The organism is Lysobacter sp. TAF61 (assembly GCF_052113485.1).
In the GTDB taxonomy this organism is placed as follows: Bacteria; Pseudomonadota; Gammaproteobacteria; order Xanthomonadales; family Xanthomonadaceae; genus Lysobacter_J.
This window is the reverse complement of record NZ_JBFRDH010000004.1, coordinates 56,834-76,739: the sequence shown is the minus strand read 5'-3', so window position 1 is coordinate 76,739 and position 19,906 is coordinate 56,834. Positions and strand designations below refer to the sequence as shown.

Annotated in this window: 13 protein-coding genes; 8 read left to right on the top strand and 5 right to left on the bottom strand. The window is 68.3% G+C overall.

The annotated features are described in order from the left end of the window. Positions 1–78 precede the first annotated feature (78 nt). The gene (locus tag AB4Y64_RS10465; protein WP_441816398.1) at positions 79–1,719 is read left to right on the top strand and encodes a hypothetical protein; all 1,641 of its coding nucleotides are present in this window, start codon (positions 79–81) and stop codon (positions 1,717–1,719) included. On the opposite strand, the gene AB4Y64_RS10460 is transcribed toward AB4Y64_RS10465, so the two are convergent. Then, on the bottom strand, positions 1,720–3,099 hold the full coding sequence (locus AB4Y64_RS10460) for a glutamate--cysteine ligase (RefSeq protein WP_441816397.1): 1,380 nt from the start codon (positions 3,097–3,099) through the stop codon (positions 1,720–1,722). 349 nt (positions 3,100–3,448) lie between these two features. Here AB4Y64_RS10460 and AB4Y64_RS10455 point away from each other — a divergent pair, with 349 nt between their 5' ends. Then, positions 3,449–4,501, top strand: a complete 1,053-nt coding sequence (locus AB4Y64_RS10455; RefSeq protein WP_441816396.1) for a LacI family DNA-binding transcriptional regulator — start codon at positions 3,449–3,451, stop codon at positions 4,499–4,501. Between the two features lie 281 nt (positions 4,502–4,782). On the opposite strand, the gene AB4Y64_RS10450 is transcribed toward AB4Y64_RS10455, so the two are convergent. From AB4Y64_RS10450 to AB4Y64_RS10440, 3 genes are all read right to left on the bottom strand, one after another. Beyond that, the gene (locus AB4Y64_RS10450; RefSeq protein WP_441816395.1) at positions 4,783–6,477 is read right to left on the bottom strand and encodes an alpha-amylase family glycosyl hydrolase; all 1,695 of its coding nucleotides are present in this window, start codon (positions 6,475–6,477) and stop codon (positions 4,783–4,785) included. A gap of 11 nt (positions 6,478–6,488) precedes the next feature. Further along, positions 6,489–7,976, bottom strand: a complete 1,488-nt coding sequence (locus tag AB4Y64_RS10445; RefSeq protein ID WP_441816394.1) for an MFS transporter — start codon at positions 7,974–7,976, stop codon at positions 6,489–6,491. A gap of 89 nt (positions 7,977–8,065) precedes the next feature. Next, on the bottom strand, positions 8,066–10,354 hold the full coding sequence (locus AB4Y64_RS10440) for a Six-hairpin glycosidase-like protein (RefSeq protein WP_441816393.1): 2,289 nt from the start codon (positions 10,352–10,354) through the stop codon (positions 8,066–8,068). 217 nt (positions 10,355–10,571) lie between these two features. On the opposite strand from AB4Y64_RS10440, the gene AB4Y64_RS10435 reads away from it, so the two are divergent. The 3 genes from AB4Y64_RS10435 to AB4Y64_RS10425 all read left to right on the top strand — a co-directional run bounded on the left by AB4Y64_RS10435 (position 10,572) and on the right by AB4Y64_RS10425 (position 16,250). Beyond that, a complete protein-coding gene (locus tag AB4Y64_RS10435) occupies positions 10,572–12,194 on the top strand; it encodes an alpha-glucosidase family protein (RefSeq protein WP_441816671.1) in 1,623 nt (540 codons plus the stop codon). A gap of 9 nt (positions 12,195–12,203) precedes the next feature. Then, positions 12,204–13,223 (top strand): alpha/beta hydrolase, encoded by a 1,020-nt coding sequence (locus tag AB4Y64_RS10430; protein WP_441816392.1) that lies wholly within the window; start codon positions 12,204–12,206, stop codon positions 13,221–13,223. A 285-nt stretch (positions 13,224–13,508) separates the two neighbouring features. Then, a complete protein-coding gene (locus AB4Y64_RS10425; protein WP_441816391.1) occupies positions 13,509–16,250 on the top strand; it encodes a TonB-dependent receptor in 2,742 nt (913 codons plus the stop codon). A gap of 85 nt (positions 16,251–16,335) precedes the next feature. On the opposite strand, the gene yihA is transcribed toward AB4Y64_RS10425, so the two are convergent. Next, positions 16,336–16,956: a ribosome biogenesis GTP-binding protein YihA/YsxC gene (yihA, locus tag AB4Y64_RS10420; protein WP_441816390.1), complete on the bottom strand. Its 621-nt coding sequence runs from the start codon at positions 16,954–16,956 to the stop codon at positions 16,336–16,338. A gap of 205 nt (positions 16,957–17,161) precedes the next feature. Here yihA and AB4Y64_RS10415 point away from each other — a divergent pair, with 205 nt between their 5' ends. From AB4Y64_RS10415 to AB4Y64_RS10405, 3 genes are all read left to right on the top strand, one after another. Beyond that, positions 17,162–18,067, top strand: a complete 906-nt coding sequence (locus AB4Y64_RS10415) for a c-type cytochrome (protein ID WP_441816389.1) — start codon at positions 17,162–17,164, stop codon at positions 18,065–18,067. A 135-nt stretch (positions 18,068–18,202) separates the two neighbouring features. Next, positions 18,203–18,862 (top strand): thiol:disulfide interchange protein DsbA/DsbL, encoded by a 660-nt coding sequence (locus tag AB4Y64_RS10410; protein WP_441816388.1) that lies wholly within the window; start codon positions 18,203–18,205, stop codon positions 18,860–18,862. A gap of 170 nt (positions 18,863–19,032) precedes the next feature. Next, complete coding sequence (locus AB4Y64_RS10405; protein ID WP_441816387.1) at positions 19,033–19,887, top strand: thiol:disulfide interchange protein DsbA/DsbL; 855 nt, start codon at positions 19,033–19,035, stop codon at positions 19,885–19,887. Positions 19,888–19,906: the final 19 nt, after the last annotated feature.

The following is a 19,906-nucleotide window of genomic DNA, read 5'->3' as shown; positions in this document are numbered from 1 at the left end:
GCCTGTTCACGGGCCCGGCGACCTCCCCCGGTGGTGGATGACGTTCAATGCCTTTGGCCCCTTTCCCGCGCGACCGCCATGACTCGACCGCTCGTCCTGTTGCTGAGCTGCTTCGCCCTGATCTCCTGCGAAGTTCCGACCACCCGCGACGAGAAGGCCGCGGCGGCGCCGCCGTTGTTCGAAACGTTCGGCGAACTGCACCGCGACATCGGCACCCGCGTGCCCGAAGCGCAGCGCTACTTCGACCAGGGCCTGCGGCTGGCTTACGGCTTCAACCACGAAGCCGCCGGCCGATCGTTCGCGCAGGCCGAACGCCTCGACCCCAAGTGCGCGATGTGCGTGTGGGGCCAGGCGCTGGTGCTTGGTCCCAACATCAACCTGCCGATGCCGCCGGAACTGGCGGCCGACGCGACGCTGCTCGCCACCCGCGCCCAGGATCTCGCCAAGGGCGCCAGACCCGCCGACCGCGCACTGATCGCGGCCCTGACCCAGCGCTACACCTCGCCCGCGCCCGATGACCGCAAGGCCCTGGACGAAGCCTACGCAAAGGCGATGGGCGAGGCGGCCAAGCAGTTCCCCGACGACGACGACATCGCCACGCTGTATGCCGAATCGCTGATGGACCTCTCACCGTGGGCGTACTGGAACGCCGATGGCCAGCCAGGCCTGCAGACAGGAACGATGGTGGCGATGCTGGAGAAGGTGCTCAAGCGCAACCCGAACCACATCGGCGCGGCGCACTACTACATCCATGCGGTCGAGGCTTCGAACGATCCCAGCCGGGCCGAACCCTATGCCGACAAGCTCGCGTCACTGGCGCCGGGCTCCGGCCACCTGGTGCACATGCCGGCGCACATCTACATCCGCGTCGGCCGTTACCACGACGCCACCCTGAGCAACTTCGCCGCGAGCACCGCCGACAAGGAATTCCTTGCGGTGTGCCGTGGCAGCAACGGCGCCTATCCGCTCGGCTACGTCCCGCACAACTGGCACTTCGCGGCGATGTCGGCCGCCCTCCAGGGTTCGCGCACGCTGACCTTGCAGGCGGCCGAACAGACGGCGCAGCGGGTCGATCCGCAGCAGATGGAAGCGATGAGCTTCATGCAGCAGTTCCTGGTCACGCCGTTGTTCGCGCAGGTGCGCTTTGGCGAATGGGAGGCGATCCTGGCGACGAAGGAAGCGCCGGCCGCCCTGCCGTTCCCGCGCGGAGTCTGGCATTTCGCCCGCGGCATGGCGCTGGTTCGCACCGACAAGCCGGCCGCCGCGCGCAGGGAACTTCGCGCGCTGCAGGCGATCGCCGCCGATCCCGGGTTGGCGAAGGTCGGGCTGTTCGGCATGAACAGCGCCGACAAGGTGCTCGCTGTCGCCGAGCCGATGCTGCGCGGCGAGATCGCGCTGGCACAGCGCGAGCGCAAGCCGGGCCTGGCCGCCCTGGGCGAAGCCGTCGCCGCCGAGGACAAGCTCAACTACAACGAACCGCCGGACTGGCCGCTGCCGGTGCGTCCGTACCTGGGCGCGGCGCTGATCGATGCCGGCCGCGCCAAGGATGCGGTGGCGGTGTACCAGGAAGACCTGAAGAAATTCCCCGAGAACGGCTGGTCGCTCTACGGCCTGGCGCAGGCGCAGAAGAAGCTCAAGCAGGACGCGAGCGAGACCGAGCGGCGCCAGGCGGCGGCATGGGAGTGGGCGGACGTGAAGCTGGTGGCGTCGCGCTTCTGATCAGTAGGCAAACTCGGTGAACACCGGGTCGACGCTGCCGCCCCATGAGCCATGGAACAGCTCGAGCTTGCGCTCGGCCGGGGTGATGCCGGCCTCGGCGAACTCCATCATCGGCGCCAGGTAGATCGACTCGTCCGCGCCGTTGTGGTTGTGGCGCGCGCGGCGGGCCAGGCCGTGGGCGGAAATCTCCAGCGCCTTGCGGGCCAGATCGAGCACGGTGCCGCCGCGGAACGGCAGCTTCAGCGCCTGCCGCGGCACGCCGTCGCGCAGGGCGTGGCGCTCGTCCAGGCTGAAATCCTTGACCAGGTCCCAGGCGGCGTCGAGCGCGACATCGTCATAGAGCAGGCCGACCCAGAACGCCGGCAGCGCGCAGATGCGGTTCCACGGACCGGAGTCGGCGCCGCGCATCTCCAGGTACTTCTTCAGGCGCACCTCCGGGAAGGCGGTGGTGCTGTGGTCGGCCCAGTCGCGCAGCAACGGTCGATGCCCCGGGTAGGCCGGCAGCTTGCCGTCGAGGAAATCGCGGAACGACTGGCCCGACGCGTCGATGTACTGACCGTCGCGGTAGACGAAGTACATGGGCACGTCGAGCAGGTAATCGGTGTAGCGCTCGTAGCCGAAGCCGTCCTCGAAGACGAAATCGAGCAGGCCGGTGCGACCGGCGTCGGTGTCGGTCCAGATGTGCGAGCGGTAGCTGAGGTAGCCGTTGGGCTTGCCCTCGGTGAACGGCGAGTCGGCGAACAGCGCGGTCGCGATCGACTGCAGCGCCAGCGACACGCGGAACTTCTTCACCATGTCGGCTTCCGAGCCGACGTCGAGGTTGACCTGCACCGTGGAGGTGCGCGTCATCATGTCCAGGCCGAGCGAGCCGACCTTGGGCATGTACTCGCGCATGATCTTGTAGCGGCCCTTGGGCATCCACGGCATCTCGTCGCGGCGCCACTTGGGCTGGAAGCCCATGCCGAGGAAGCCCAGGCCCATCGGCTCGGCGACCGCGCGCACTTCCTTGAGGTGGCTGGAGGTCTCGCTGCAGGTCTGGTGCAGGTTCTCCAGCGGCGCGCCGGACAGCTCGAGCTGGCCGGCCGGCTCCAGCGACACCGAGGCCTGGTCGCGGGTGAGCGCGATGACGCGGCCGGGCTGGTCGAGCAGATGCTCCTCGACCGGCTGCCAGCCGAATCGGGTCAGGCCCTTGAGCAGCGCCTCGATGCCGCGATCGCCGTCGAAGGTGGGCGGGCGCAGGTCGTCGTTGCGGAAACCGAACTTCTCGTGCTCGGTGCCGATCTTCCAGTCCGCGCGCGGGCGCGCGCCGGAGCTGAGGAACTCGACCAGGTCGGCCCGGCTCTCAATGGCTACTTCCTTGACAAGACTGGGACCGGACACGTGCACCTCGCGGGGGAAACTCCATCTGCAGGGCCCGATGCCCTGCTCGCGCGATGTGGCCAAAGCGCGGAACGGCGATGCAGCGTCGCAATGAGCGACCAGGAGGCACCAACCTGACCAGCATGTTGGGGACGTACCCGCTGATAGCAAGCCTCGGGCAGTGTAGCGGGGGGCGCGTTTGGAACAATGGCAGCCCTGAAACGCTGTAGGTCCTGTTTTGAGGTTGTCGTGACGACGGTGATCCGAAGGTGATACCGGGCCGGGGCGCGGGCCCCGGCAACCGGGGCCGGCGCACCGTTCCGCTGCGCTGCGGCATGCCTTGTGGGACAACGCTCCCTACACTGCCTGGATGTCGCAATTGCAGTTCATCGGTCGCAGCAAGAAGACCAAAACCACCTCGCTGGACATCGCCCACCGCGCCGGCGTCTCGCAGGCAACGGTGTCGCGGGTGTTGCGGGGCAGCCCGCTGGTCAATGCCGAGACCCGGCGCCGGGTCGAGGATGCGGTCCGCGAACTCAACTACAAGGTCGACCGCCACGCCTCCAGCCTGCGCACGCAGCGCTCGGGCACGCTGGCCCTGCTGCTGTTCGAGGACCCGACCCCGGACGAGTCGCACATCAACCCGTTCTTCCTGTCGATGGTCGGCTCGATCACCCGCGCCTGCGCGCGCGAGGGCCAGGACCTGCTGATCTCGTTCCAGCAGCTGTCGGACGACTGGCACGCCGACTACGAGGACAGCATGAAGGCCGACGGCCTGATCCTGCTCGGCTACGGCGATTACCTGGCCTACCAGGGCAAGCTCGAGAAGCTGGTCGAGCAGGGCACGCGCTTCGTGCGCTGGGGCGCGGTGCTGCCGGACCAGCCGGGCCAGTCGATCGGCTGCGACAACTTCAACGGTGGCCGCCTGGCGGGTGAGCATCTGGTCGGCCTGGGCCGGCGGCGCATCGCCTTCCTCGGCGGCGCGTCCAGTCATTGCCCCGAGTTCTTCGACCGCTTCCGCGGCTGCGACGCCGCCCTGCGCGAAGTCGGCGCGGCGATGGAGGCGATCCTCCAGGTCGATGCGGAAAGCTCCGAAGAGGACGGCTACAACGCCGCCGCCGAACTGATCGAGCGCGGCGGCGCGTTCGATGCGGTGTTCGCCGCCAGCGACCTGATCGCCATCGGCGCCATGCGCGCGCTGGCCGATGCCGGCCTGCGCGTGCCCGAGGACGTCGCCGTGGTCGGTTTCGACGACATCCCGATGGCGCGCTTCGCCACGCCGCCGCTGACCACCGTGTTCCAGGACACCAAGCGCGCCGGCGAACTGCTGGTGGAAACGCTGATGCGCCAGGTCCACGGCGAGGCGACGCAGAGCATCACCCTGCCGGCGTCGCTGGTGGTGCGCAAGTCGAGCGGGGCGTAGCCCGCTCGAACTGGGGCCACCGTTCTTCCGACGAACTCATCGCCCCGTTCGTCCGACGAACTCATCGCCCCGTTCGTCCTGAGCGTAGGCCTGGAAGGCCGAAGTCGAAGGATGGGCTTGCCGGCGGCCTACACCCTTCGACTTCGGTGCTTCGCACCTACGCTCAGGGCGAACGGGTGCCGGCGAACGGGTGCCGGTGAACGGGTGCCGGCGAACGGGTGCCGGCGAACGGGTGGCGGCGAACGGTGCCGGCGAACGGGTGGCGGTGTACGGGTGGTGGTTCACTGCGGGCGCTTCGTCCGCATTGCCGCATCCAGCGCGCGCGCCAGGTCTGCGCGAACCACCGGCGCATCCAGCAGGTACACCTCGACCCCATGCGCCGGCACCGTTGCCGCGAGCGACTTGCCTTCGGCAACGCCGACCTGGCCACCGCCGATGGCCGCTTTCCACTGCCCCGGCTGCAACCAGCGCTTCACTTCGAACTGCGCCGGCGCATCGCCCTTGTTGAGCAGCACCAGCGCGATCTGCGCAACGCCCTCGTGCTGGTAGACGCGATAGAACGCCGCGCGGTCGCCCTGGAGCAGCACGTCCAGCTGCACGCCACGCTGCAACGCCGGTGAAGCGGCGCGTACCCTGGCGATGCGCTTGAGGTTCTCGCGGATCGGGTTGCCAACCGCGGCGTCGACCCGCTCCTGGCCGAAATAGTTGCGATTGCCGGCATGCTCGGCGCGGCCACGCATGAAGCCCACTTCCGAGCCGTAATAGACCACCGGGATGCCTCGCGCGGTGAACAACCAGTTGTGCGCATCGATGAAGCCGTTGTCGCTGGCGTCCAGGCGCGGCATGTCGTGGTTGTCGTAGAACGTCATCAGCTCGTACGGGTTCGCGTATGGGCCGCCTTGCAGGTACAGGCGCGGCTGCAGGTTCTCGAAGCCGTGCGGTTTGTCGCCGCGGCCGAACACCTGCGCCATGCGCTCCTTGAGCGGGAAATCGAGCACGCTGATCGAGCCGTTCTTCGCCCAGGTGTGCGGTGCGATCTTGGCCGGGTCGTACTCGAAGTTCTCGCCGAACATGAAAAGCCCCGGCCGCTGCGCGCGCATGCGATCGGCGAACTGTTTCCAGAAGGTGTGCGGCATCCAGCCGATGGTGTCGATGCGCAGCGCGTCGGCGCCCTGTCCCAGCCACTGCAGGTAGGCGCCGGACAGGTAGTCGAGCACGGCCGGGTTGCCGTCGTTGAAGCTGGCCAGCTCGGCGATCTCCGCAGGTGCGCGGAAGAACGCGTGCAGCGGGTTGTGCGCGGGATCGAGCTGGTCAGGCGGCAGGTTCTGGTGATCGGCGAGCAGCTTGCCGTCGCGATCGTAGACCTTGCCGAACTCCGGCTGGCTCTTCGGCATCGAGAACGCCGGCGAGGCGTGGTTGCCGACGATGTCGAGCACCACCTTCATCTTCTGGCCGTGCATCGCCTGGGTGAAGCCGGCGAAATCCAGGCCCGGGCTGGGCAGGTGTTCGTCGAGCTTGTAGAAGTTGACGCCCCAGTAGCCGTGGTAGCCGGTCTTGCCCTGGTCGGTCCAGAAGCTGCCCCAGCTGACCGGCTTGCCGCCGGTGAACGCCGCATCGGGCTGGTCGACGATGGGCGTGATCCATACCGCGGTGAAGCCCATGTCGCGGATGTAGCCGACGTTGTCCAGCACGCCTTTGAAGTCGCCGCCGAGGTAGCCGATGTTGTCGCTCTCGCCGTCCGGGCCGGGGATCGGCCGGTCGAAGCTGCGCGTCGCCGGATCCGGCCCGCCCTGGTCACGGTGGTCGTTGCCGGTGTCGCCATTGACGAAGCGGTCGGTGACGACGAAGTACACCGACTCGCTGGCGAACGGTTCAAGCGTGCCGTAGTAGTCCGGTGCCGCATCGGCCGCAGCGGCCTGCGCGGAGAGGGCGGCCAACAGAACGGCGGCAAGCGGTCGGAACTTCGGATTCGGCATGGGCAATCGTCTCAATGGCTGGCGGCAAGCGTGGCCGTGCGGGGATCCTGCACGCGCAGCACGCACAATCCGGCGACGAACAGGCTGACCGCGCCTATGGTCAGCGCCTGGATCGGCTGGCCGCCGAAAAAGGTCTTGAGCAGGAAGCCGAGCAGGCTCGCCGCGACCAGCTGCGGGATCACGATGAAGAAGTTGAAGATGCCCATGAACACGCCCATCTTCTCCGCCGGCACGCTGTCGGCCAGCAGTGCGTACGGCAGCGACAGGATCGAGGCCCAGGCGAAGCCGACACCGACCATCGACAGCAGCAGCCAGTGCGGGTCGCGGATGAACAGGAACGAGATCAGGCCCAGGCCACCGAGCCATACGTTGATCAGATGGCTCATGCGCAGGCCGATGCGGCGCACCATCCACGGGATCACGATCGCCGCCAGTGCGGCGAAGCCGTTGTAGGCCGCGAACAGCACGCCGACCCAGTTGGCGCCTTCGTTGTACAGCGCCGAGCCGGTGTCGCTGGTGCCGTAATGGACGCCGGTCACCGCGCCGGTGGTGTAGATCCACATGCCGAACAGCGCGAACCAGGAGAAGAACTGGACGACCGCGAGCCGGCGCATTTCCGCCGGCATGTCGTGCATGTCGCCGATGATGTGGGCGAAGGCGCTGTCGCGCCGCATCAGCGTCACCACCAGCAGCGCCAGTCCGTAGCCGGCAGCGAGTCCGGCCAGTACATACAGCTGGCGGTCGAGCGCGTAGTGCAGCACCACGTAGGCGCCGGCCGCACCGAGCACCAGCCAGAGCAGGCCATTGCGACGTGCGCGGGCGTGGTCGAGCGTGCGCCGCGGCGCGCGCTGCAGCGTGTCGTGCGCGCGCAGCACCTCCGGCGGGTACTCGCGGGTGCGCAGGATGGTCCAGCCGACCGAGAGCATCAGCACCGCACCGCCGAAGTAGAACGCGTAGCGCACGGTGTCGGGCACCTCACCGGGCCCTGCGGTGTTGCCGACGCCGACCTGGGCAAGGAACCACGGCAGCAGGCTGGCGATCACCGAGCCGATGCCGATGAAAAAACTCTGCATGGCGAAGCCGCTGGCGCGCTGCGAGGTCGGCAGCTGGTCGCCAACGAAGGCGCGGAAGGGCTCCATCGAAACGTTGATCGAGGCGTCGAGCACCCACAGCAGGCCGGCGGCGATCCACAGCGTCGGCGAGTTCGGCATCGCGCACAGCGCCAGCGTGGCCAGCACCGCGCCAACGAGGAAGTACGGCCGGCGCCGCCCCAGCCCGGTCCAGGTGCGGTCGCTGAGGTAACCGACGATCGGCTGCACGATCAGCCCGGTCAGCGGCGCGGCGATCCACAGCGCCGGAATTTCGTCGACGCTCGCGCCGAGGGTCTGGAAGATGCGGCTGACATTGGCGTTCTGCAGGGCGAATCCGAACTGGATGCCGAGGAACCCGAAGCACATGTTCCAGATCTGCCAGAACGACAGCTGCGGTTTGGTGGTCATTGCGTCCCGATCCCGATGTGATTGGAGCCCGTCATTCCCGCGAAGCGAGACCCCAGGGACTTCGACTTTGACTTCGCCAGCCGCGGAAGTCACTGGGTCCCCGCTTTGGCGGGGATGACCGGAAGTGGGACCAGGTGCAAAGCGCCCACCTCGGCCGAGTTCAACGCACCGCCTGCCCCGCCAGTTCCCCCGGTGTAATGGGCGAAATGGCTCAGATAGCTCATGTTGAAGCCATCGCGCAGTTCGAAGCGGCACGCCGCCCCGGCTTTCGCACTGAACACCACCGCGCTCGAGCGCTGCCGTGCCTGGCCATGCGGCATGACCAGCGTGCCGGTCTGCGGCGCCTGCCCGGTGCAATCCACCACCAGCGTCTTCACCGCGGCGGTAATACCGGTATTGATCGGGCCGTGGTTGTTGAGGAAGTCCAGGCGGACCGAGAAGCGGCCATCGGCCGGCGCGGTCCAGCGCCGCGGCCAGTCGCCCGCGACTTCCGTCTCCGCCCCGACGCAGCGGGTCGGGCCTTGCAGCGACTCCAGCCCGTCCGCGCCGACACGGGCCAGGCTCAGGCACTGCTGGAAGGGTCGCGCGGCCAGGGTGACGGTGGTCGCCGCCGCGCCTGCATCGGCGCTGCGCTTGCCATCGACGTACAGCCGGGTGCCGGCGGCCAGCGCCACCTGCCATTGCCTGCCGACTTCGCGCAGTTCGGGAGCCCCGGGCGACGCCGGCGCCGTGACCGCCGCGTCCGTTGCCAGCGTTGCCGGTGCGCTGCGGGTGGCGATGAGGTCGACCACGGTGTCCGCGCCGTCCGCATGCGATGCACCCGCGACCAGCAGGTCGCCATCGATCGCGTGCGGGCGCCGCAAGGTCACCTTCCGCCCGGGCAACTGCAGCGAGATCCGGTCCTGTCCACCGAACAGCATCGGCACCAGTTCGACCGGCAGCATCGGCTTGACGCTGCCGTCCTCGCCGACCCCGAACACGCCTTCGATCACCATGTCCAGGTACGCCGCGACCGACCATAGCTGCCGCGGCGAATTGACCACCGGCCCGCTGAGCGCGCCGTCGTCGACGTGCACGGCCTGCGTGACCAGTTCGTAGTTCTCCATGTTGGAACCGGCCAGCGCGGCGCCGCGCATGAGCGAGCGGATCTCGTGGGCGATGCGCGGCGCATGCCCCACCGTGCGCGCGGCGCGCAGCGCGTAGGCGCTCACGAACGGCCAGATCGCGCGGTTGTGGTAGATCGCGGTGTCGGGCTGTTGCGGCCAGATGACCGGGCTGCCGGTCTCCAGCGCAGGGTAACGCGACAGCGCGCGGCGTGCGCGTTCTGGCGGCGCGATGCCGCTTTCGATTACCAGCGCCAGGCCGAGCAGGTCATAGGCCTCGAACGGCACGCGATGCTCGGCGGTGCCGATGTAGCTCATGTACAGGCCGCGATCCTCGCGCCAGAACGCGCGATCGATGGCCCCGGCGAGCGCCTGGGCCTGGGTGGCGTATGTGGCCGCGCGCGCATCGCCGCGCTGCCTGGCCATCTGCTCGCCCAGTCGCAGCGCCTGGTACTGCAGCACGTTGGTCGACAGCGCGAACGATTGCGCGATGAAGCCGACATCGTCCGCGGTCCAGCGCGGGTAGGACTGTTCGCGCCAGTCGAGGAAGGAGGTCTCGCCACGGTACAGGCCCACGGACGCGTCGAAGACGAACTGGCGGTCCTGCGCCAGCGTGCCGGTCAGCGCGCGCCAGGTCTCGTCAGCGAAGCGTATGGCGTCGGCATCGGCGCCATTGATGAGATGGCGTGCCGCCAGGAACCAGACCACGCGGTCGCTGCTGATCGGCCAGCTGCCGCCGGAGCCGGTGTCCTGGGCGACGAAGAAGCCATCGGCGACGGCCGGAGCGCGCACACCGGAGAGCTTGAAGCGCAACGAAGCACGCGTGCGCCCGGGCGACACCCGCGCCAGCGCCAGGTCGGCCGCGTAGGAGACATCGCGGGTCCAGACGTAGCGCCATTTCTCGCCGGTCTCGAAGCACGGGCAGGCGATCGGCTGGCCGTTGTCGAAGGCGCCATCGGTGATCGACTCGACCTGTGCCTGTTCCAGCTCAGCCTGGGCCAGCGCGAACAGGCCATCGAACAACGGGCTGGCGGTCTGGCTGCGCAGTGGCTGCGCGGCGATCGTGCGCGGCAATGTCGCGCCGGACAACACGAATCCCTGGCCGCGCTCGACCATCTCCACGTTCTGCCCATGCCAGGACAATCCGTGTTGCCATGCAGCATCGACCGGCGCAGCCGGCGGCTGCGCCAGCGCAGCCGAACAGGCCATGGCGAGCAGGCCCGCAGCACGGCCCAGAACCCTGGCCGCACCGCGTGCCGTTGCGGCTCCACTCATGCATCGCCCCTGTGCGAACAGCGGCCATGGTAGTTCGCGGCGCGGATGCACATCGCTGTGCTGCATACGTATTCATCGCCAAGCAGGCCGACCGGGCAATCCCGGCGGCTACCGGGCGTGGAATAGTGCGCACCACAGCGTGCCCCCGGCGCGCCCAACGACACATAGCGGCGCGCGGATGACGATGGCGGCAGTCACAACGGACAGGCAGATGGCGATGCAGCAGGACGCAGCATGGTGGCGCGGCGCGGTGATCTACCAGATCTACCCGCGCAGCTTCCTCGACACCAACGGCGACGGCGTCGGCGACCTGCCCGGCATCATCGAGCGGCTGGACTATGTCGCCAGCCTCGGCGTGGACGCGATCTGGATCTCACCGTTCTTCAAGTCGCCGATGGCCGACTTCGGCTACGACATCGCCGACTACCGCGACGTCGACCCGCTGTTCGGCACCCTCGACGATTTCGACCGGCTGCTGGCCAAGGCGCATTCGCTCGGCATCCGCGTGATGATCGACCAGGTGCTCAGCCACACCTCTCACGAGCACGCCTGGTTCCGGGAAAGCCGCGAGAGCCGCGACAACGCGCGCGCCGACTGGTACGTGTGGGCCGACGCCAAGCCCGACGGCACCCCGCCCAACAACTGGCTGTCGCTGTTCGGCGGCGTCGCCTGGCGCTGGGAACCGCGCCGCGGCCAGTACTTCCTGCACAACTTCCTGTCGTCGCAGCCGGACCTGAATTTCCACAACCCGGCCGTGCGCGAGGCGACGCTGGACAACGTGAAGTTCTGGCTCGACCGCGGCGTCGATGGCCTGCGCCTGGACGCGATCAACTTCTGCTTCCACGACCAGCAGCTGCGCGACAACCCGCCCAAGCCCGTGGAACTGCGCACGGGCCGCGGCTTCAGCCCGGACAACCCGTACGCGTTCCAGTACCACCACTACAACAACACCCAGCCGCAGAACCTCGACTTCCTCGAGGACCTGCGCGCGCTGCTCGACCGCTACCCCGGCGCGACCACGCTCGGCGAGATCTCCTCGGAGGACTCGCTGGCGACGATGGGCGAGTACGTCAACGAGCAACGCCTGCACATGGGCTACAGCTTCGAGCTGCTCACCGACGATTTCAGCGCCGCCTACATCCGCGCCACGGTCGAGGACCTGGAAGCGAAGATGACCCGCGGCTGGCCCTGCTGGGCGATCTCCAACCACGACGTGCGCCGCGCGGTGACGCGCTGGGGCGGCGACGACGCGCCCGATGCCCTGGCCAAGCAACTGGTGGCGCTGGTGTGCTCGCTGCGCGGTTCGGTCTGCCTCTACCAGGGCGAGGAACTGGGCTTGACCGAGGCGGACGTTCCGTTCGAATCGCTGCAGGATCCCTACGGCATCGCCTTCTGGCCGAACTTCAAGGGCCGCGACGGCTGCCGCACGCCGATGCCGTGGAATGGCGGCGCGCATGCCGGCTTCAGCCAGGGCAAGCCATGGCTCCCGGTCGCCGCTCCGCACAGCGCGCGCAGCGTTGCCGCGCAGGACGCCCAGGCCGACTCGGTGCTCAACGGCGTGCGTCATCTCATGCGCTGGCGCAAGGCGCACCCGGCGCTGGTCGCGGGCGCCATTGCCTTCCTCGATGCACCCGAGCCGGTGCTGGCGTTCACCCGCAGCGGCGGCGACGAATCGCTGCTGGTGGTGTTCAACCTGTCGCCATCACCGCAGCAATGGACGCTGCCGGGGCAGCTGGGAACGCTTGAGGCCATCGACGACCACCCGTTGCTGGCCGGGCGCATCGACGGCGAAGTGCTGCAATTGCCGGCGCACGGCGTGTTCTACGCGCGCATCGGCTGATCGATGTCGATGCTGGCGCGAACCGCCGTTGCTGCTGTCGCGCTGATCGTCTCGCTGATCGTCTCGCTGGCCATGCCGGCGCATGCCGGACCGGTGCGCCTGGAGCTGCCGGCGCCCGCGTTCGCGCCCGAACAGGTCAAGGTCGCCGTCTACCTTCCGCCTGGCTACGACGACGCCGGCGACCGGCGCTTTCCGGTGCTCTATATCAATGACGGCCAGGACATGCAGGCGGTCGGGCTCGAGTCGACGTTGGCGCGGCTCTACGCCGACCACGCGATCGAGCCGGTGATCGTGGTGGCTATCGACATGCTCCACGACCGCATGGGCACCTACGGCCTGTCCGACCGCGCCGCCGGCGCCAGCGCGCCCGGCACCTCGCGCTTCGGGCCGATCGGCACGCGCGCGCACGACTACGCGCAATGGCTGGCGCAAACGCTGGTGCCGTATGTCGATGGCCATTACCGCACGCAGCCGCAGGCGTCCGCGCGGACCATGCTCGGCTGGTCGCTGGGGGCACTGCAGGCGTTCGACATGGGCTGGCAGTACCCCGAACTGTTCGCGCGCGTGGGTGCGTTCTCGCCATCGTTCTGGCTGCCGGCGGTGCCGGCGCAGGGTGGCGAACGCTTGGCGCAGGCGCAGGTCGAACGCGGCCCGAAACGCGACGGCCTGCGCATGTTCATCGCCATCGGCAGCGCCGAGGAAACCGACGATCGCGACCGCAACGGCGTCTTCGATGCACTCGACGACGCCCTCACGCTGATCCGCGGCGGCCACGAGGGCACGCGCGAACTGCACGGCCTCGGCGGCCTGGGCTATTCGGTGTCGCTGGCGTATGCGCCATGCCGGCCGCAGGCCGACATCGATTTCCTGCTGCTTTCCGACGGCCGCCACAACCAGGCCTCCTGGGCGCGGATGCTGCCGGTGTTCCTGCATTGGGCGTATGCCACGCCCGAGGCCAGCGCGATGCCGCGCTGTGGCGACTTCATGCCCGCGCCAGCGGCGACTGCATCGGCGACGCCTGCGACGTAGCGGGACGCGCCATCGGCAGCCTGGCCCTCAACCCGCCCGCCACTGGCCGGCGGCGCGCCTGCATGCGCCCGGAAAACGATTGCACCCCCCATCTGCGTGCGCGCCGTGGCGATGAATACGTATGCAATGGAATTTGTGCAGCAATGCCTGCGTCTACCATCGCGCTACGTTCTGGAACGGCCTTTCATATTGCCAATCCTGGCGCGCGGGCTTCGACGATCGGCGGCGCAACCGCCGCGACGTACGCAAGCCGACTATAAAAAACAACATGCAGTGGGAGGGGAGATGCAACTCAAGCGCAATCTGCTGAGCGTGGCACTGGCATCGGCGACGATGCTGATCGCCGCAGGCGCCCAGGCGCAGGAAACCGGCCAGCCGGGTACACCGGCCCAGGACGCGACGACGCTGGACTCGGTGGTGGTCACCGGCATCCGCGCCGGTATCGAAAGCTCCATCTCGACCAAGAAGGAATCGACCTCGATCGTCGAAGCCGTCTCGGCCGAAGACATCGGCAAGCTGCCCGACATCAGCATCGCAGAATCCATCGCCCGCCTGCCGGGCCTGGCTGCGCAGCGTGTCGCTGGCCGCGCCCAGGTCATCAGCGTGCGCGGTTTGTCGCCCGACTTCGCCACCACGCTGCTCAACGGCCGCGAAGTGGTGAGCACCGGCGACAACCGCAGCGTCGAATTCGACCAGTACCCGTCGGAGCTGTTCAACGGCGTGACCGTCTACAAGACCCCCGACGCATCGCTGGTCGGCCAGGGCCTGTCGGCCACCATCGACATGCAGACCGTGCGCCCGCTGAGCTTCAGCGAGCCGGTGGCCGTGTTCGGCGCCCGCTACCAGAAGAACTCGCTGGGTTCGGCCGCCGACAGCGATGGCGACGGCAACCGCGTCAACGCCAGCTACATCGGCCAGTTCCTCGACCACACCCTGGGCATCTCGATCGGCTACTCGCATCTGGAGACGCCGATCCAGGAAGAGCAGGTCGGCCTGTATGAGCCGTGGCAGGCGGTCCAGGACGGCTGGCGTCCGGGCGTGGCCGGCGGCACGTACTACTCCGACGGCATCAAGGCCCTGCGCCGCACCGGCTACGCCGAGCGCGACGGCATCATGGCCACCGTGCAGTACCGTCCGTCGAACGACTGGACCAGCACGCTGGACATGTTCCACACGCAGGCCGAGCAGGTCGACACCGCCAACCAGTTCGAGGTCAACCTCAGCGGTTACAACGGCGGCTACAGCCCGGGCCTGAACATCACCGGCGCGCAGATCAACGGCAACAACACCTTCGTCGGCGGCAGCGCCAGCGGCGTGTATCCGCTGGTGCGCGGCATGTACAACAAGCGCGAAGACGAGATCAACGCGTTTGGCTGGAACAACGACTTCGCCGTCGGCAACGCCCGCGTCAACGCCGACATCAGCTACTCCAAGGCCAGCCGCGACGAGCTCAGCTTGGAGAACAACACCCAGCGCCTGCCGGCGCCGCAGCTGGACACGGTCAACCTGGGCTATTCCAACAGCGGCTTCTCGCAGCTCGCGCCTGGCCTGGACTACTCCGACCCGAACTCGCTGTACCTGACCAACACGATCTACGGTTCCGGTTACGGCAAGGTGCCCAGCGTCGATGACGAGCTCAAGGGCGCGCGCGTGGTGGTGTCGTTGCCGGGTCCGGCCTCGTGGGGCTGGCTGGCCAACGTCGACATCGGCTTCAACTACGCCGACCGTGAGAAGCAGAAGACCCAGCCCGAGGGCAACATCAACCTCGGTGCGCAGGGCGACACGACGATCGCGTCGGACCTGCAGTACGACCTGGTCAACCTCGGCTTCGCCGGCGTCGGCTACATCCCGTCGTGGAATGTCCCGGCCGCGGTTGGTCGTTACATGAGCTTCAATCCGGTCTCCGACCTGTCGTACCTGGTGTCGAAGGCGTGGACGGTCAACGAGAAGATCTCGACCGGCTACGTCCAGGCCGACATCGACAGCGAATGGGGTTCGGTGGGTGTCCGCGGCAACGTTGGCGTGCAGATCCAGCACACCGACCAGTCGTCGAAGGCGAACTACTGGGACGGCACCGCTCCGGCGGGCAGCAACGTCAAGCCGTTCGAAGACGGCACGACCTACACCGACGTGCTGCCGAGCCTGAACCTGGCGTTCTCGTTCGCGCATGACCAGACGCTGCGTTTCGCCCTGGCCCGCCAGGTGGCACGTGCACGCGTCGACGACATGCGCGCGTCGCTCGAGTTCGGCGTCGACACCTCGACCGGCAAGCCCGGCGCCAGCGGTGGCAACCCGCGTCTGGATCCGTGGCGCGCCAATGCGCTCGACCTGTCGTACGAGAAGTACTTCGGCTCCAAGGCCTACGTGGCGGCGGCGTACTTCTACAAGGACCTGCGCAGCTACATCTACAAGCAGACGCAGGACGGTTACGACTTCAGCAGCTTCGTCGCCGACTACGTACCGCCGCCGGGTGGCGTGCCGGCCCAGACCACGGGCAACTTCACTGCGCCGTACAACGGCCAGGGTGGCACGCTGCAGGGCCTGGAGCTGAGTGCGTCGTTGCCGCTGGACATGCTGTGGGAGCCCCTTCAGGGCTTCGGCATCATCGCCAGCGCGAGCTTCAACGACAGCAACATCAAGATCGTCGATCCCGACAGCGCGAGCAGCGTGGGTTCGGGCGAGATCCCGCTGCCGGGTCTGTCGGATGAGGTCTACAACCTGACGGCGTACTTCGAGCGTGGCGGTTTCGAGGCACGCATCAGCGAGCGCTGGCGTTCGGACTTCGTCGGCGAGATCGGCAACTTCAACGGCAACCGCACGCTGCGTTACGTGGTGGGCGACGACCAGTTGGATGCGCAGATCAGCTATGCGTTCGGCGAAGGTTCGATGGAAGGCCTGAGCCTGTACCTGCAGGGCAGCAACCTGACCAACTCGGCTTACCAGACCTACGCCAGCAGCAAGGACCGTCCGCTCGAGTACATCGAGTGGGGCCGCACTTACCTGGTCGGCGCGCAATACAAGTTCTGATCCGCCTCCACGGGCTGCAGAACCAACCCCTGCCGGCGCGATCCGGTGGGGGTTTTTTTATGGGCGTTGCCTGCTTGCCTCGCTGCTACAGGCCCAGCCAGCCGGCGACGACGGCGCGCGCCTCGTCCACGCCCTGCTTCGACTCGCCCGAGAACGTCTGCACGCTGACCGTGTCGCCGAAGGCGCTGAACAGATCGCGCCGCACCGCATGCAGTGTCTGTGTCTGCTGCCCGCGCCCCAGCTTGTCGGCCTTGGTCAGCAACGCATGCGCCGGCAGCCCGCGGTTGACCGCATAGCCCAGCATCTGCCGGTCGTACTCGCGCAGCGGGTGGCGGATGTCCATCACCACCACCAGCCCCTTGAGCGACTCGCGGGTCTGGAAGTACTGGTGGATGAAGGCCTGCCAGTGCGCCTGCAGGTCCTGCGGCACCTTGGCGTAGCCATAGCCGGGCAGGTCGACCAGGTAGTTGCCGGGGACCGGCTCCTCGCTGGGCGGGGTGATGTCGAAATAGACCAGCTGCTGGGTCCGGCCCGGGGTCTTGGAGACCCGCGCCATCGCGTTCTGCTGGCACATCGCGTTCAGGGCGCTGGACTTGCCGGCGTTGGAGCGGCCGGCGAAGGCGACCTCGGTTCCGCCCTCGGGCGGCAGCTGCTTGTGGTTGTGCGCCGCCAGCAGGTAGCGGGCGCGGACGAAGGGATTGGCCATGCCATAGGATCGCATGGCCGCGCCCCCAGCCGCCGGAAACGGCGGCCGCGGCCCGCTCCCGGGGTCGAAAACTGCGCAAAACGCCTGACTCGGGCAGCTCATGCGCTGAATCCGCGTTGACCCAACCGTGAGCGGCGACGATAATTCCGCGGTTCCGGCGTCCGCAATCCAGGCCGCCTCTTAAAGTGTTTCGGAGCCCAGCTACATGAGCCAAGCCCGCGTCCTCGGCATGATCGGCCTCGCCGCAATGGCGGCCGCTGCCGTCGCCTACGCCCAGACCACCGTCACCCCGGTCCCGGACAACGCGCCGGTCCAGGCCGCTGCGCTGAACACCGCGCCGGAAAAGGTCGTCTGGGGCGACGCCAAGGCTGGCGCGACCAAGGCCGGCACCTGCGCCGCGTGCCATGGCCTCGACGGCAACCCGACCGATCCGCAGTACCCGCGCCTGGCCGGTCAGAGTGAGCGCTACATCGCCCACCAGATCGCCCTGTTCAAGAGCGGCGAGCGCAATACCGGCATGGCCGCGGTGATGAAGCCGTTCGCCGACGCCCTCAGTGGCCAGGACGCGCGCGACATCGGCGCCTACTTCGCCACCCAGAAGGCCGGCGCCGGCGTCGCCGACGACACGGTCATCGCGACCGGTCCGAACTCGGGCAAGAAGTTCTTCGAAATCGGCCAGCAGCTGTTCCGCAGCGGCGACAAGGCCCGCGGCATCCCGGCGTGCATGGCCTGCCACGGCCCCGACGGCGCCGGCAACCCCGGCCCGGCCTACCCGCACATCGCCGGCCAGCAGTCGGCCTACACCCAGCGCCGCCTCGAGGAATACCGCACGGGCACCACGACCCAGCGCGATCCGCACCTGTTCAATGTGATGGCGACCATCGCCAAGCAGCTGAGCGACGAGGAAATCGGCTCGGTGTCGAGCTACCTGCAGGGCCTGCACCCGAGCCACGACGACGTTGCCGCGGCCAATGCCCCGGCCGCGTCGGCTCCTGCTCCGGCAGCGTCGGCTCCGGCAGCCGCTGCACCGGCAGCCCCGGCTCCGGCCGCGACGCCCGCTCCGGCGCCGGCCCCGACCCAGGAACCGGCCGCTCCCGCCACCGGTTCATAAAGGCTGAACTTTCGCCGGTGACCACGGTCACAGCGAATATCTCCTCCTGTTGTCTGCTTGCGCCGGTCGTGGCCACACGACCGGCGTTTTGTTTTCCGGCCCCCACCTTTCGCCAGCCCTGACGAGAACCCATCGATGAGTCGTCGTCCCTTCCTGCAATCCCTGCTCCTTGTCGCCTTGTTGCCCGCCGCGGCACTGGTCTCGACCGCGATCGCGGCCGAAGCCGCGCCGGCCCTGGTCGAGGGCACGGACTACGACGTGATCGAAGGCGGCCAGCCGTTCGCCCCGATCAAGGGCAAGGTCGAGGTGGTCGAGGTGTTCGGCTACACCTGCCCGCATTGCGCGCACTTCCAGCCGCTGGTCGCCAAATGGCGGGCTAGCCACGCCAAGCAGGTCAACTTCGTGCCGCTGGCGGCGCCGTTTGGTGGCTTCTGGATGCCCTACGCCAAGGCCTACTACGCCGCGCAGGAGCTGGGCGTGGCCGACAGGAGCCATGACGCGATGTTCCTGGCGCTGCATACCGACGGCACGTTGCCGCTGCACGACCCGTCGGTCGACGAGATCGCCGCGTTCTACGCCCGCTACGGCGTCGAGCCGCAGCGTTTCGCCAGCACCTACGACAGCGCGCAGGTGCAGGCGCGCGTCGAGCGTGCCGACCAGTTCATCAAGCGCAGCGGCGTCGAAGGCACGCCGATGCTGGTGGTCAACGGCAAATACCGCGTGAAGGGCCGCAGCTTCGACGACACGCTGCGCATCGCCGACCAGCTGGTCGCCCGCGAGAGCGCGGCTCGCTGAATTGCGGTTGCGTCATACCGGCCACCCCTGGCGGCCGGTATTCTTGCAGTATCAACCTTCTACTCCGGCCTTCTGCCTCAGCCTTCTGCCTTTGCCGCGAACCCAGCGCGCAGGGGCGCCGATTGCCCACACCGGCTACCAGCCATCGCCATCTGCGGAGAACTCGATCCATGACCTCGCGCCTGCCCCACCTCGCCCTGGTTCTGACCGGCCTGCTTGCGCTGTCCGCCTGCTCCAAGCAGGCACCGGCCCCGGCCGACACCGCCGCACCGGCGACCGCCACCGCACCGGCCGAAACGGTTCCGGCGGCCCCGGCCGAGCCGGCACCCCCGGCAGCGCCCGCCTCGACCGCACCGGACGGGTCCACCCCGGCCGAGACCCCGGCAGCAGCGGCAACCGCAACCCCGGTCGCGGCAACCGCGCCGCAGGGCCCGGCGCCGGTCGCCGGCACGGACTACATCGAGATCGCCGGCGGCCAGCCGTATGAGCCCACCAACGGCAAGATCGAAGTGGTGGAAGTGTTCGGCTACACCTGCCCGCATTGCGCGCACTTCGAACCGCTGGTCGAGGCCTGGAAGGCCAAGCAGCCGGCCGACGTGAAGTTCGTCCCGCTGGCCGCGCCGTTCGGCGGTTACTGGATGCCGTACGCCAAGGCGTACTACACCGCGCAGGCGATGGGCGTGCTCGCCAAGACCCACGAGGCGATGTTCAACGCCATCCACGTCGACCACACGCTGCCGGTGCAGCCGCTGCCGACCGATGCGCAGATCGCCGGCTTCTACGCCAAGTACGGCGTCGACGCCAAGCAGTTCGAAAGCACCATGAGCAGCTTCGCGGTCGATGCCAAGCTCAAGCGCGCCGGCAGCTTCATCTCCCGCAGCGGCGTCGACTCCACGCCCTCGCTGGTGATCAACGGCAAGTACAAGGTTGTCGGCAAGAGCTTCGAAGACAGCCTGCGCATCACCGACCACCTGGTCGCCGCGGAACGCGCCAAGTCCGCCGCGCCGGCACCGGCCGGCGGCTGATCGCCGCGACGCACCACTG

What these genes read in the sequence shown, in the direction of transcription:
- AB4Y64_RS10465 (WP_441816398.1), top strand. Translation starts at nt 79, where the DNA reads ATGACTCGACCGCTCGTCCTGTTGCTGAGCTGCTTCGCCCTGATCTCC.
- AB4Y64_RS10455 (WP_441816396.1), top strand. Translation starts at nt 3,449, where the DNA reads ATGTCGCAATTGCAGTTCATCGGTCGCAGCAAGAAGACCAAAACCACC.
- AB4Y64_RS10450 (WP_441816395.1), bottom strand. Translation starts at nt 6,477, where the DNA reads ATGCCGAATCCGAAGTTCCGACCGCTTGCCGCCGTTCTGTTGGCCGCC.
- AB4Y64_RS10445 (WP_441816394.1), bottom strand. Translation starts at nt 7,976, where the DNA reads ATGACCACCAAACCGCAGCTGTCGTTCTGGCAGATCTGGAACATGTGC.
- AB4Y64_RS10440 (WP_441816393.1), bottom strand. Translation starts at nt 10,354, where the DNA reads ATGAGTGGAGCCGCAACGGCACGCGGTGCGGCCAGGGTTCTGGGCCGT.
- AB4Y64_RS10435 (WP_441816671.1), top strand. Translation starts at nt 10,572, where the DNA reads ATGCAGCAGGACGCAGCATGGTGGCGCGGCGCGGTGATCTACCAGATC.
- AB4Y64_RS10430 (WP_441816392.1), top strand. Translation starts at nt 12,204, where the DNA reads ATGCTGGCGCGAACCGCCGTTGCTGCTGTCGCGCTGATCGTCTCGCTG.
- AB4Y64_RS10425 (WP_441816391.1), top strand. Translation starts at nt 13,509, where the DNA reads ATGCAACTCAAGCGCAATCTGCTGAGCGTGGCACTGGCATCGGCGACG.
- yihA (WP_441816390.1), bottom strand. Translation starts at nt 16,956, where the DNA reads ATGGCCAATCCCTTCGTCCGCGCCCGCTACCTGCTGGCGGCGCACAAC.
- AB4Y64_RS10415 (WP_441816389.1), top strand. Translation starts at nt 17,162, where the DNA reads ATGAGCCAAGCCCGCGTCCTCGGCATGATCGGCCTCGCCGCAATGGCG.
- AB4Y64_RS10410 (WP_441816388.1), top strand. Translation starts at nt 18,203, where the DNA reads ATGAGTCGTCGTCCCTTCCTGCAATCCCTGCTCCTTGTCGCCTTGTTG.
- AB4Y64_RS10405 (WP_441816387.1), top strand. Translation starts at nt 19,033, where the DNA reads ATGACCTCGCGCCTGCCCCACCTCGCCCTGGTTCTGACCGGCCTGCTT.